Here is a 14,484-nt window from a genome sequence, read left to right on the forward strand (position 1 = left end):
CGCATTTTTATTATTTCAATAAAAAACCTTCTTTAGATTTCCCAGTTATTAGGAAGTTGTCTAGTTATTCTGGTGGTATTTCCTTATATATCATATTAAGATCCACGCCTTTTCTCTTATTGTAAATGTAAGATGCTATAAACACTAAAGCTGAGAAAACTAAAGTTCCTATTACAAAAGCTAAAGTTATTGGATTTGGCATACCATTAGAGTTTACAAACCCGAAGTCTGGGTTAGTGGCAGATACGTAAGTTAGATAAGCGAAATAACCAGCTGATATTGCACCAAGAGGTATTAGTATTATGTTTTTGTATTTAACACCGTGCATAATTCCAGCAATACTGACTACTAAGAAATAAAGTGCACCTAACACCGTAGCTCCATATAATGCTAACGCGTTTTGTGAACCTAAGAATACTATAACTCCTAAAAAGAAGGCAGTAGCACCTAAATCTAGCAAGTGAGTGAATATAGGACTTCCGCTCTTAGTAACGTTGGTTAAGAAAGATGGTAGAACTCTATCAAAGGCCATTGCGAAGATATATCTGGAGAAGACTATTGCACCATAGGCTAATATAAATACTTCCCATAAAATTAAGCCTAGGCCAATTATCCATTCTAGAACTTGATTGCTTGATAAACCAATAGCTACTGTCCAAAAAGTATATATAAATCCGTTATTTATGTATTGAGCAGTAGTGAAGGAATAACCACCAGCATAATACATTACTCCATAACCAGCCATTACAATAATGAAAGTTAAAATAAGGCTTATAAAGACATTATACTTAAGGGAGTTCTTTCCTTTAATTTCAGCAGCTACTGCTGGACCAGCTTGCATCCATGGGAAAGTGTATAATGCCAAGAAAGGTAACATGAAGAGAGTTGCTGATAAACTAAAAGTAGGCCCAGAGTAAGAAGTTACGTTTCCTCCCATAAGAGTAATAATGTTACTGGCTTTTGTTACAAAGTTGTTAACGTTTGCTAATATTACTCCCATAGCTATTATTGTCGTAGCTAAGGAAATTACACCTAAAACGCTTATGAGTGAGTAACCCCACTTTGCTTTGACTATATTTATCCCAATAATTATAGCAAATATTACAAAACCAAGAATGAAAGAGTAAATTGGTTGAGTTAGCACGTTTCCAAGGTTAATTAAGGCCTGATTTGAATTTAATGAACCAATTTCACTAAACACAGTTTGGATTGCTGAAGAAGCGAAAAAAGCAGTTAATGCAAAATAGGCTAAGGATTCAATCATTAATGATAAAGCCATCACGGTACCAATTGCTCCATTTAATGTCCTAGATATCCAAACATAATCTCCACCAGTCCTAGGAATCTTTGTAACGAAGTATGTATAAATATAAGCTTGAGGTAAGGCAAATAAAAATCCTATTAATGTGGCAATTAGTAAATTAGAACCAGGTTGAACATAAGGTGTTATAGAAGTGTATAATGCTAAACCTGCGGACATATTTCCTATATTTAACATAATAACATCAAGGAAGTTTACTTGTTTTATTAAACCAGAACTCTCCCTAATGAAAAGGTGTGATTTTTCCATAAATCTCCGTTTTTACTAATCTCTCCTAAGAGTTTAAAAATTTTACTTACACGTTTAAACATATTACATTATCCTCTGTCAATCTTTTTACTTAATCAAGTAAAAAGAGAAAGTTTTTATCTCATTAGGAACTTATCAAATATGTGTACGTCGGTCAACGTGTAAAGAGGAAGGAAGACCTTAAGTTAATTACTGGAACTGGAAGATACGTTGACGACATAGAAATACAAGGAAACCTCTATATAAGTATCTTAAGAAGTAACGTTTCTCATGCTAAACTTAAGAGAGTTGAGTATTCTGATGCCTTAAAACTAAATGGAGTTTATGGAGTAATAACTGGGCTAAACATTCAAGTTGATAATAGGCCTAGAAACTTTCCAATGGCTAAGGATGAAATACTTTATATGGGACAACCGATAGCTGCTGTAATTGCAAAGGATAGATATATTGCTACAGATGCACTAGATTATATTTCCTTTGACTATGAAGAATTGCCAGCTGTAATTGACCCAGAAGAAGCTATAAAAAATGAGGTAAAAGCTATAGAGGATAAAGATAATGTAATTTATAAGAAGACCTATTCTGGTGGTAATGCTGAAGAAGCTTATGAGAAATCTGACTTAAAAATTGAAGAGAAACTTGAAATCTCAAGAGTTTATGCAGCGCCAATGGAGCCTAGAGGATTAGTTGTAGATTACCAACAAGATAGAGTAACAGTTTATGCATCAACCCAGTCTCCACACTACATGAGATCTTTCTTATTAGCAGCTTTTGGTGATAAAGTAAAAGATATAAGAGTTATACAAGCAGATGTTGGAGGAGCATTTGGATCTAAATTATTCCCATATCCAGAGGATTACATTGCTGTTTATGCAGCATTAACGTTTAAGAGACCAGTAAAACTAATTAACACTAGAAGAGATGACATGTTTTCTACTTATCATTCAAGAGGGCAAATACATAAAGTAAAAGTTGGAGCTTCTAAGGATGGCAAGATTAACACCATTATTGATGATTTAATAATAGACTTAGGTGCTGGATGGCATGGTACATACTTAGCAGATATTCCAGCGACTCTAATTACTGGCCCTTACGATATAAAGAACGCTAAAGTGAATATTTATGGTGTATTAACAAATAAGACTCCATTAGATCAATATAGAGGTGCAGGTAGACCAGAGGCTGCTTTCGTTTATGAAAGGATTATGGATATAGTTGCTGATGAATTAAAAATGGATCCAATTGAATTAAGGAAAAAGAACGTAATACAATCAACACCTTATAAAAACGCAATGGGTCTTTTATATGATTCTGGTGATTACAAAGCATTACTCTCCAAAGCAGAAAGTTATTATAGGGAAATGGAAAAAAGAGCTGAGGAATTAAGAAAACAAGGAAAAAGGATTGGTGTAGGTCTTTCGTTCTACATAGAGCAAAATAACTTTGGTCCATGGGAAAGCGCTTCTGTGAGACTCCTCTCAAACGGAAAAGTTGAGGTTATAATAGGTGCAGCACCTCATGGTCAAGGAACTGGTACTGGAATTGCTCAAATTGTAGCGGATGAATTAGAAATTAGTATAGATGATGTCGATGTAGTTTGGGGTGATACTGATAAGATTTCAAACGCATTTGGGACTTATGGAAGTAGAAGTTTGACTTTAGCTGGTAATGCTGCCTTATTAGCAGCAAGAAGACTAAAGGAAAACATTATGAAGCTAGCTGCAGCATTTATGAAAAGTGATGTTGAAGAATTACAGTATAAAGATGGAAAAGTTTTCAATCCAAAATCTGGGAAATCAATGACTTTAAAGGAGATAGCTCAAAAAGCAACAAGTAACTTAGGGGGAGTCTGGCGCTATAAGGCTGAACCTACATTAGAAGCTACTGCTTCATTCGGACTTGATAATTACACATTCCCGTATGGTTCTCATATAGCTATGGTCGAAGTAACTGAAGAAGGTTTAGTTAAGGTATTGGACTACGTTGCTATTGATGATATAGGTACAGTGGTTAATCCTATGTTAGCTGAGGGACAAGTTCATGGTGGTATTATTCAAGGCTTTGGTGAATCATTACTTGAGGAAATAGTTTATGATAAAAACGGTAATTTATTAACATCAACTTTTGCAGAATATTTGATTCCTTCAGCAGTTGAGGCATTCAATATGAAATGGTTATATATGGAAATTGGTAAGTCAAACGCTCCATTACCAGCAAAGGGGATTGGTGAAGGGGCTACTATAGGAGCTCCACCAGCACTAATTAGAGCTCTTGAAAGAGCTGTCGGAAAGAGATTTACTAAGGTTCCAGTAAAAATGGAAGAATTATCTATTTTATGAAGTTTTTTGGGGTTAAATAAACTTCTTTGAGAATTACTTAAAAAATATTATTACATAAGTTTAAAAGTTATGAAATCTTATTTTTTCTTATGCCAAAGGTTCTAGTTTTAGGTGCAAGGTTTGGCGGTTTAACAGCTGCATATACTTTAAAGAGATTAGTAGGAAAAGCCGCAGATATTAAGGTAATAAATCAAAGCAGATTTTCATATTTTAGACCAGCATTACCTCATGTTTCAGTAAACTACATGGATGTAGACCAATTAAAAATCGATTTAGCACAAGCTCTTCCAGAAAAAGGTATTCAATTCCAAGAGGGAACTGTACTAAAAATTGACGCAAGAAATAGTAAAGTAATCTATAGAAAACCTGACGGTTCTGAGGTAGAAGAAGGATATGACTATGTTATAGTAGCAATTGGTGCGCATTTAGCAACTGAACTCGTTAAAGGCTGGGATCAATATGGTTATAGTGTTTGCGAACCGGAATACGCTGTTAAAACAAGAGAAAGATTAATGAATTGGCAAGGAGGAAATATTGCAATTGGTTCTGGATTCTTCTATCAAGGTCATAATCCAGCTCCTAACGTGCCAAAGAATTTCGTCCCAAATGCTGATGCTGCTTGTGAAGGACCGGTATTTGAAATGAGTTTAATGCTTTCTGGTTATTTAAAGAAGAAAGGGGTGTGGAATAAGACTAAAATCACTGTCTTCTCACCAGGGGAATACTTATCAGATTTATCTCCAGCATCTAGAAAGGCTGTAGCAGAAATTTATAAGAGCATGGGTATTGAATTAATTCATAACTTTAAGATTAAGGAGATTAGAGAGCACGAAATAGTAAGTGAAGATGGCAAAACCATTCTATCAGACTTAACAATTTTAATCCCACCATATACCGGAAATCCAGCACTAAAAGCCTCAACTCCAGACTTAGTCGATGACGGTGGTTTCATACCAACAGATTTGAACATGGTATCTATTAAATATGATAATGTATACGCTGTTGGAGACGCAAACTCATTAACAGTTCCAAAACTAGGTTATCTAGCTGTTCAAACTGGTAGAATTGCTGCTCAACATTTAGCTAGGAGATTAGGTTTCAATGTAAAGATTGATAAATATTATCCAACTATAGTATGTGTAGCTGATAACCCATATGAGAACTTTGCTGTAGCAGTTAAAGATGATACATGGTATGGCGGTAGTGTATCTGAGGCAATTCCATCACAAGCGAACCACTTGAAGAAAGAACTATTCACAAAATACTTCATGTGGACTAAAGGAGATATGGCATTAGAGAAGTTCTTAGCGAGCTGGTGAAAAATGGAGGAATTACAACTTGACAGACTTCTTTCAGAAGAAAACCTTTCAACTTTAAATAAATTACTTAATATTTTTTCTCAGGCTGAAAATAAATATGGAATTCTATCTTTAGCTGAAGGAGTAATATCTGATGAAGACTTGATAGGAAAAATACTTAATAGTGTAGTTACTGACACGACTCTAGAACTTTTACAAAAATGGAATAATATTACAAAGATGTTAGAGACATTAAGTAATGAAGAAACATTAGAAACAATAAACCAAGCTTTAGATTTAGTTAAATTATTGAACAAGAGTGGAATATTAGATCCAATAAAAGGAATATTACAAGATGAAGATACTTTAGGAAAAGTAATGTCAGCCCTTATCAATGATGATACTTTAAACTTACTGTCAAATTGGAATAACCTAGTAAAATTGTTGCAAACAGTTTCTAAGGAAGAAACTGTTAACAATATCAATGAGTTAATGGAATTATATGGAAAACTAAAGAGTACAGGAATAATGGATGTAATAAAAGGGATTTTAGAAGATGAAGATACCATTGGAAAAGTTATGAATGGTTTGATTAACGATTTTACTCTTAGCTTACTAGCTAATTGGGGTCAGATAACTAATGATTTAAGTAAATTTGATTTGACAAACTTCAAGTATTATACCTTATTAATTAATGAAACGGGTGAAGCACTTAAGGAGGAGAAAATAGAGAGAATAACTCATTGGTGGCAACTCTTAGGATTATTGAAAGACCCAGAAATACAAGTAGGATTAGGAGTAGTAATAGCTGTATTAAGGCATATAGGAAAATACCATATGAAGTATATTGAAACAAATGGGACTCAATCATAATTTTACAAAAGTGCGAGTAAAAATCCTCGCTAATGTATACTTTCAATTAGGAATGTAATAAGGCCTTTTCCATAATTTTCATTAATACATTTTTACAATTTTTTTATTTCTTCTAATGCCTTTTTTACTTCTTCAATGCTGCTTTCATCCTCTAATGTGCTAATGTCCCCTAAGTTTTCATTATTAATTAATGCTCTCAATACTCTTCTCATAATTTTCCCAGTTCTTGTATGAGGGATCTTATTAACGATAACAATTTCTTTTATATCAACTATCTTTCCTAGCTCTTTTTGAACTTTCTCCTTTATATTCTTCTTTATCATTTCGTAATCTGTTACTCCTTCTTTAGGTACAGCAAATATTACAATACTACTTCCTTTAATCTCATCTGGTACTGAGACTGCAGCAACCTCAGCAACCTCTGGAATGTGAGCAGTCTCCTCAATTTCTCCTACTCCAAGTCTATGACCTGCTATTTTAATTACATCATCTGACCTCCCTAGAATATATAAGTACCCTTCCTCGTCTTTATATCCATAATCTCCAGTAAGATAATATCCAAATCTTTCATAATACTTTATATATCTATCATCATTCCATAAACCTATCATAAATGCTGGCGAAGGAGATTTTACAATTACATAACCAGCTTTACCGGATGGCAATGGATTTCCTTTATCATCTACAATATCAATATCTATACTTGGTAGAGGTAAACTTACTGACTTTCTTTATTGGTAATAAACCTATTGCCATCCCGCCTGGAGAAGCAATATAACCACTATTCTCTGTTTGCCCCCAAGTTTCAAAAACTATAGGAGAGAACTTTTTTAGCCAATCAAATGCATCTCCGCCTAAAATTTCACCAGCTGTAACAATTATCTTTAAATTGGAAATATCGTAACCATCAGCTGAACTGCCTTCTTTCATTAATTGCCTAACTAGAGTGGGAGCTGTCCATATGTAGTTAACCTTGTATTTCTCAACTAGTTCCCATATTTTATTCCCAGATAAAACTCCTTCAAACCATAATACAGTGCCTCCATTAAGTAATGGACCATAAGTGCTGTAAGAATGACCGTTGATCCATCCTATGTCTGAAGTCGAGAGAAAAACTGAGTTGTTAAAATCAAATAACCAATTATTATGAAAATAGGCCCAAACAGTATAAGATCCCATAGCGTGAACTACGCCTTTAGGTTTTCCAGTAGTCCCAGAAGTATACAATATAAATAATGGATCCGTAGATTCAACTGGTTCTACATCAATTGAAGGATAACCCTTTGCTATAAACTCGTTATACTCAAGATCTCTTCCCTCTTTAAAGTTACTCTTTGATTCTCTATCTAAAACAATAACATGTTCTACTGGCGCTTCTTTTAAAGCATCGTCAAGAACACTTTTTAATTCAATGCTTTTACCTCTTCTATAGGTTATATCAGCAGTGAAGATAACTTTAGGCTTTGCACTAGTTATTCTATCTATTAACGCTCTTTTACCAAAACCAGAGAACACAACAGTGTGGATTCCACCAATTCTTGCAGTAGCTAACATAATTATCATTGCTTCTGGAATCATTGGCATGTAAAGCATTATTCTATCTCCTTTATTTACCCCCAACTCCTTCAATCCTTTACTTACTTTACTTATCTCTCTATGAAGATCTTGGTATGTAAGTTTATTAACATTTCCTATTTCGTTTTCCCAAATTAATGCTAACTGGGTTGATTTAGTTGATAACCATCTATCAATAGCGTTATAAGTTATGTTAATTTTTCCGCCAGCAAACCATCTGTATTCACTGGGAGATTTATAATCAAGCACTTTATCCCATTTCTTAAACCAAACAAGTTTAGATGCTATTCTTTCCCAAAATGATAAAGGATTTTCAATACTTTCTTTCCAAATTTTCATATAATCTGAAATTGAAGTAAATTTAATTTCCATAAAATGAATAAGGTTAAGGAGTTTTAAGTTTTATATTCTTTTAAATCTTTGATATTCTAATTTTTTACTTCATTCTGTAGGTCTATCTATACATTATTACACTTAAGGAAAAAATTAATAAATTACTAGGAGTAATACTATCTATGAAAAGTCGAACAGTAGTAATTATTGTTTCCTTTCTTTTTCTTATTTCAATATTAACTCCTACGGTAATATTAACTGCAGCACAAAATCAATATATACAACCAATTAAGGAACAAGGATTTAAGCGAATTGGTACTTTATCACCCAGTCAACGTGTAATTTTTACAGTTTACATACCCCTTAAGAACCTTGGTTTACTGTACTATTATGCTGAGGAGACTTCAAATCCTTCTTCTCCTTTGTATCATCACTTTTTAACCCAAAGTCAGATAGCTAAATTATTTTATCCTACTGAAGAATATAACAAAATCTTAAATTACATGAAAAGTCAAGGTTTTAATATACTTTTCACAGCAGCCGATTCAGTTATCGTAGCTGAGGGTAGTGTTAGTCAAATAGAGAATGCTTTCAACATTGAATATGCATTATATTCTAATGGTACTTTTTCATATTATACAGTATATGGGGTTCCTAAGTTTAACGTATATATAGTCTCTAATAACTTAACTTCAGTATTATTTGCTCATCCATCTACGTTAATAACTCAAAAAGATTTAGAGAAGTTTTATCAGTCAATAAATCAAACATTTTCAATAGAAGCTTATTGGCCTACAGCTTTACAAAGAGTTTATAATTTAACTTCGCTCTTTAACATAGGTTATGAGGGACAAAATTACACAATTGGAATATTAGACTTCTATGGTGATCCATATATTACTCAACAATTAGCTTATTTTGATAAAGTTACTGGTTTACCAAATCCACCAAACTTCACTATAGTTCCGATAGGTCCTTATAACCCGAATCTAGGTATTATAACTGGATGGGCTGGAGAGATCAGTTTAGATGTAGAAATAGCCCACACTATGGCACCTAAAGCAAATATCACTTTATATATAGCTAATCCTAATTTACCCTTATCCTCCATTATTGCATATATTGTATCTCAAGATAAAGTTGATGTTTTGTCTCAAAGTTTTTCTATTCCAGAGTCTTCATTTTCTAATTTCTTTAACGGAGAAACTTTCTATTCATGTGTAGTATTAACAGACGAATATTATGCTATGGGAGTAGCAGAAGGAATAACATTTCTTGCAAGTAGTGGTGATGCTGGAGGGAGTGGATATAGTAATGGGCCAATAGGAACTGTAGGATATCCAGCAGTCTCACCTTTTGTAATAGCTGTTGGTGGAACTACAACTTATATTCAATTCCCTAACGGGTCTTATTACCAAACAGCATGGTCAAACTATGGCTTTGTGCCTAATTTTATAAATTATGGAGGATCTACTGGAGGAATTAGCATAATTGAACCAAAGCCTTGGTATCAATTTGCTTTATCAACTCCAGTAACTTATCCAAATGGCAGAGAAATTCCAGATATTTCAGCTAACGCTGATGTCTTCCCTGGAATTTATATAATATGCCCAGGGAACGTCACTCAAATAACCGGAGGTACGAGTGAAGCCTCTCCATTAACTGCTGGCGCTTTAGTTACAGTTATGAGTTATTTACACCAAAGATTAGGATTAATAACTCCTACATTATATATGATAGCTCAAAACTCTACATTGTATAATAAAGTCTTTTACCCAATAACGTTTGGTTATAATATACCATGGACTACAAGTTATGGTTATAATTTAGTTACAGGTTGGGGAACAATCAACTTTGGTGAATTGGCTAATGTTTTACAAAGTACGAAAACTTCTCCTAGCCTATCAATTGAGGTTAATGTTTATAATGTAAGTGGAATGACTCCTCTTCAGTTTTATCCTGGAGAAGAAATGTTAATAAACGCTAATATCACGTATAATGGGATAGAAGTTACGTCAGGTATTTTCTTTGCGACTATTGAATCAGTTTATGGTAACGTAACTACTGTTGAATTAGCTTATAATCCGACAGCAAAAGAGTGGACTGCAACCCTTACATTACCTTCGACTGCTGTTGGCGTAATATTTATTTACGTTTATGGTTCATCAGACGGTATTAAGGGAATAGGATATACTGAGTCATTCTCTGGATATTATATACAGTTCATAACTCCAGAAACTGGTGTTCCATTTGATAGTAATGTTACCCCAGTTATAGAAGCTTGTGCAACTAATGTATATGGGCAAGTAGCTCCTCCAAACTTTAGCTTTAGTATAACTCTTTATAGTTACAATATAACAACAAATCTATATGCAGATATTGGTGGAGAAATATTAACATTCAATTCATCAGTAGATTTGTGGACGACTAAATTACCTACCTTACCAGCTGGAGTAATTCTCGGAGAGACAAATGGGGCTTATGGGTTTATAGCGTTCTCTAATGGAATATATTTGCAATCTATGTTTATTTTGCCAGATGTAATAGTTGAGCCCGGTACAGTTGCTGGAGGACAAGCAGTTATAATTGAAGGAGAACCAGAACCTCCATTGGCATTATTTGGAACTTTAACTTATAGTGATATATTATATGGAACAAATATCACGGCCCAATTGATAAGTCCTAACGGAAAAGTGATAAGTAGTACAAGAGTCTTAATTACACCTTCTGGACAATATTTAGGATTCTTACCAGTGCCTAAAGATATTCAAAGCGGATTATACACATTGATTCTAACTGCTATCTACTACTCATATACGCTTAATGAATATATCACTGGACAATTTTACGGACAAATTTACATCAGTTCTTACTATAACGTTCCTCATGTTAATACAGTGAATTACGCTTATGAAGGACAAACAATTAACATTTACGCTAATATAACATATCCTAACGGAACAGAAGTAAAGTTTGGAATGTACTCTGCTGACATATATCCTACAATACTTTCGTCACAATACTCTACAATAAGCACAGAAATTCAAATACCTTTGTGGTATAATCCATCTTTGGGACTCTGGATAGGAAATGTAACACTTCCCTCAAGCATTTCGCTAGGTAATTTCACATATTTACAGACTACGTATGCGGGAGTACCATTTGAAATACTTGTAACCGGAGTTTCTGCTGATGGAATTCCAACTACTACTAACATTTCTGCTGAACATACTTTCTACGTTTTACCTTACACTGAGGTAAAAGGAGAAACTATAGATGTCGGACAAACATATAATGCTTACCTTGTTGATGATACAATAGTTGGAAATGTAACGTTATTAAATGACGTACTTTATAATGACACTATCATGGGACACGCAACTATAATTAATTCCAACGTCTCACTAATTTATCTTAAGGGAGGAAGTATAACTATAGAGGATTCAAACGTTAAAGATATTTATGCATACAACTCATCAGTTACATTAATTAATACTCAAGCTAACTACGTTAATTTAACTTCATCAACAATATCATTAATTAATTCTAAAGTATTGTCAGTATATCCGCCATTACCAAGTGTAATAATCTCATCGCCAAAAGATAATCAAAATGTCAGTGGAACTATAACAATATCTTATAGTGTTTCTGGTTCAGACATTTCAAAAGTAGAAATATTCTTAAACGGACAGCTATTGGCTACATTACCTTCTCCCAGTGGAAGTTATACTCTCAATACTGCAAATTATCCAGACGGAACATATAATATTACAGTAATTGCAATACAAAGTGATGGTCTTTCAAATAGCTCAAGCGTTTTAGTTAGCTTTGAAAATCAACTAAATTCGTTAGGCTCTACATTAAACTCTGATATAAGCAACGTACATTCTCAAATATCGTCTTTAGGAAATACTGTTACAAGTGACTTTAACAGTTTACAAAGTAACGTGTCAAGTGTGAAAACTTATGCTATCATAGGAATAGTTTTAGCCATAATAGGCATTATAATAGGAGCTGTAGCTATATTAAGAAAATAAAGTTTTTCTTTTCTCATTTCTTTATTATTCTTAAAATTACATAAATTATAATCAATATAATTGTTACTGCTAAAGCATAAATTCCAAATTTTTCAGCTAATGTAATAATATAATTTATTTGGTTTGCATAATGATAGCCAAGAAGAGATAAAATTACATCCCATATTGAATGCCCCAAGACTGTAAACACTAAGAATCTTATTATCCTCATTTGAGCAACTCCAGCGGGGTAAGAAATTAATGCTCTAAACTCTGGAACAAATCTAAAACTAAAAACAGCAATATCTCCGTACTTCAAAAACCAATTATGAAGTCTCATAAGTCTTGCATTATCTATAAACAAATATTTTCCATACTTTGACAAAAATGGATATCCTAACTTCAAACCAATTATGTATGCAATAACTGAGCCAACTAAGCTACCTAAAGTTCCTATTATTATTCCTAAAACAAGGTTTAACTGATTTAAAAAAGAGTAATAACCAACTAGCGGCATAATGATTTCACTTGGTATTGGTAAACCTAATCCTTCGCCTATCATTAAAACTAAAAGAAAAACATATCCTTGTGTACCTTGAAATACGTAAATCATTTAGGGATACGTAACATTCAAATCTAAAAAATTTTTCCCAACATAGTAAACGTACCTTTTATCTGCTTAGTATTCTCATTGCTTCTTGGCTTATGAATCACACTTTTCTTATTGTCTTTTATGTTAATGAACTTAAAGATAAAAATAATAATTTAAAATTCATAAGAATTTTATGTTAGTTATCTCTTCTGTTTATGGTCCCGTATCTTATCCAATTATAGCATCAACAATGAAAAGACACGATATTAAAATAGTTTTTGAGAAAAGTGAAGATGCTGACGTTTATATGGATGCAATTCCTCTATTAAATAACACAGATTACGTTCTAGTATCTAAAATGCTTCTCATAACACCAAAAATAGGAGATAAAATAGCTGTATGGAAGAAAGGAAGTGCTAATGATATTTTACTTCAACTTTTAGTAAAGCTTTACAAAATTTCACCAGAAATAATTTACACTGAAGACCCTTCAGAAGTGTATAAGTTATATATTCAAGGAAAAGTTGATTCGGCAATGGTAACTGTTGGCATAACTAAGGACGGAGAATATATAGAGGATTTATTCTTAAAGAAAGGATTTATCTTGCCTGGAATTTGTGGGGCAAAAGTGAATAGAAGAGAAGAAGACTTTGTTTCTGCTTATCAAGAAGGAATAGACTTATTTAAAGAAAACCCAGAAGAAACAGCTGAATATGTTGCCGATAATTTACCAATACCTCGACCTTCTACCTTTATTGAGAAAATAATGACTAATGCTAAATATAAGGTAGAAAGAGTATCATTTGATTTTAAGAAATTTACTTCAGAGATAGAAAATAAAAAATAAGGCTTCACTTAATTTATTTCATGCTACTAATTTATTCAACAAGAGACGAGATAAAAGGGAAAATTCCACTAATTCCTATCGGAAGTATTGAACAACATGGTCCTCATTTGCCTATGGGAACAGACTCAATAATAGTTGAAGAAATTGCCAAAAGAGTAGAAAGGAGTATGAGAGATAAAATCCTACTTTTCCCTACGATTTACTATACATGCTCTCTTGAACATGGCAATTTACCGTATTTTGGTGTTTCTTATCAAACTTTATTTAACTATTTGCTCGATCTCTTAGAGAAGATAAAGGATTACTTTCCTCTTGCAATAATCTTGAACGGTCATGGAGGTAATGAGTCCTTACTTGATTTAGTAAGAAGACAAGTAAATTTCACTAACTCAAATTTTAAGGTTTACATTTTTTCTTTAGTCGGAAAAGGGAAACAATACTTTAATGTAAATGATCTTCATGCGGGGACTGTTGAGTCTTCAGTTATTAAGAGAATAAACTCAGACTTAGTTAGAGAAGAAAAACTAAAAGAAGTAAATTATGAAGTAAAGCAAGGCGTTTTTGAAACTATAACAACTTCTGAAGCAAATCCTTTTGGTATAATTAATCTTGACGGTGAAATAAAAATAAATGAACAACTGGGAGAAGAGTTTATCAAAAGGGCCACAGAAGAACTTATTAATTTCATTAACTCTCTAAACTTTTAACTAATTCTTTCCCTTTTTGAGTAAGAACAAATCTCCCCCTTTCCCTTTTTATAATTTCATCTTTAATTAAGTCATTAAGTTCCCTCTTCAATGCGTCTGTTGAAATATTTAGCTGATCCTTTATATCTTTAAATAATACTGGTCTATCATAAGAATTCAAAATTTTAATTATCTTAATCTTTAATTCGCTAAGCATAAAAAGGAAATAGAGAGGAGGTTTATAAATAATCCTCTCTATTAAGAGCTTCAAAGTAGAATCTTAATTATTACTTATTCTCTTCATCAATTATATTAATTAAAGAATAGCTTAGGATAAGAGATTTTATCTTTAGTA

11 protein-coding genes are annotated in these 14,484 nt (G+C 32.9%); 6 read left to right on the forward strand and 5 right to left on the reverse strand.

Annotation, left to right across the window (positions count from 1 at the left end; genetic code table 11):
- Window positions 1–64: 64 nt before the first annotated feature.
- On the reverse strand, window positions 65–1,570 hold the full coding sequence (locus ACAM25_RS04215; protein WP_369611091.1) for an APC family permease: 1,506 nt from the start codon (window positions 1,568–1,570) through the stop codon (window positions 65–67).
- A gap of 143 nt (window positions 1,571–1,713) precedes the next feature.
- On the opposite strand from ACAM25_RS04215, the gene cutA reads away from it, so the two are divergent.
- The 3 genes from cutA to ACAM25_RS04230 all read left to right on the forward strand — a co-directional run bounded on the left by cutA (window position 1,714) and on the right by ACAM25_RS04230 (window position 6,080).
- The gene (gene cutA / locus ACAM25_RS04220) at window positions 1,714–3,909 is read left to right on the forward strand and encodes a glyceraldehyde dehydrogenase subunit alpha (RefSeq protein WP_369611092.1); all 2,196 of its coding nucleotides are present in this window, start codon (window positions 1,714–1,716) and stop codon (window positions 3,907–3,909) included.
- Between the two features lie 89 nt (window positions 3,910–3,998).
- The gene (locus ACAM25_RS04225; protein WP_369611093.1) at window positions 3,999–5,228 is read left to right on the forward strand and encodes an NAD(P)/FAD-dependent oxidoreductase; all 1,230 of its coding nucleotides are present in this window, start codon (window positions 3,999–4,001) and stop codon (window positions 5,226–5,228) included.
- Window positions 5,229–5,231: 3 nt separating this feature from the next.
- Entirely contained in the window at window positions 5,232–6,080 is an 849-nt protein-coding gene (locus ACAM25_RS04230; protein WP_369611094.1) for a DUF1641 domain-containing protein, read from the forward strand.
- Window positions 6,081–6,172: 92 nt separating this feature from the next.
- Here ACAM25_RS04230 and ACAM25_RS04235 read toward each other — a convergent pair whose 3' ends face one another.
- Together ACAM25_RS04235 and ACAM25_RS04240 are read right to left on the reverse strand one after the other, a co-directional pair.
- Window positions 6,173–6,745: a hypothetical protein gene (locus ACAM25_RS04235; RefSeq protein ID WP_369611095.1), complete on the reverse strand. Its 573-nt coding sequence runs from the start codon at window positions 6,743–6,745 to the stop codon at window positions 6,173–6,175.
- Window positions 6,746–6,770: 25 nt separating this feature from the next.
- Complete coding sequence (locus ACAM25_RS04240) at window positions 6,771–8,027, reverse strand: AMP-binding protein (RefSeq protein ID WP_369611096.1); 1,257 nt, start codon at window positions 8,025–8,027, stop codon at window positions 6,771–6,773.
- 167 nt (window positions 8,028–8,194) lie between these two features.
- On the opposite strand from ACAM25_RS04240, the gene ACAM25_RS04245 reads away from it, so the two are divergent.
- Complete coding sequence (locus ACAM25_RS04245; RefSeq protein WP_369611601.1) at window positions 8,195–12,025, forward strand: protease pro-enzyme activation domain-containing protein; 3,831 nt, start codon at window positions 8,195–8,197, stop codon at window positions 12,023–12,025.
- A gap of 13 nt (window positions 12,026–12,038) precedes the next feature.
- Here the strand turns inward: ACAM25_RS04245 and ACAM25_RS04250 are convergent, their stop codons facing one another.
- Window positions 12,039–12,617, reverse strand: coding sequence for a DedA family protein (locus ACAM25_RS04250; protein ID WP_369611097.1), 579 nt, complete (start codon window positions 12,615–12,617; stop codon window positions 12,039–12,041).
- Window positions 12,618–12,789: 172 nt separating this feature from the next.
- On the opposite strand from ACAM25_RS04250, the gene ACAM25_RS04255 reads away from it, so the two are divergent.
- Both ACAM25_RS04255 and ACAM25_RS04260 read left to right on the forward strand, forming a co-directional pair.
- Window positions 12,790–13,443, forward strand: a complete 654-nt coding sequence (locus tag ACAM25_RS04255; protein ID WP_369611098.1) for a DUF3834 domain-containing protein — start codon at window positions 12,790–12,792, stop codon at window positions 13,441–13,443.
- 20 nt (window positions 13,444–13,463) lie between these two features.
- On the forward strand, window positions 13,464–14,150 hold the full coding sequence (locus ACAM25_RS04260; RefSeq protein ID WP_369611099.1) for a creatininase family protein: 687 nt from the start codon (window positions 13,464–13,466) through the stop codon (window positions 14,148–14,150).
- On the opposite strand, the gene ACAM25_RS04265 is transcribed toward ACAM25_RS04260, so the two are convergent.
- Window positions 14,131–14,346 (reverse strand): winged helix-turn-helix domain-containing protein, encoded by a 216-nt coding sequence (locus ACAM25_RS04265; RefSeq protein WP_369611100.1) that lies wholly within the window; start codon window positions 14,344–14,346, stop codon window positions 14,131–14,133. The genes ACAM25_RS04260 and ACAM25_RS04265 overlap by 20 nt on opposite strands.
- Window positions 14,347–14,484: the final 138 nt, after the last annotated feature.

The sequence above is a fragment of the Sulfurisphaera javensis genome (genome assembly GCF_041154675.1).
In the GTDB taxonomy this organism is placed as follows: Archaea; Thermoproteota; Thermoprotei_A; order Sulfolobales; family Sulfolobaceae; genus Sulfurisphaera; species Sulfurisphaera javensis.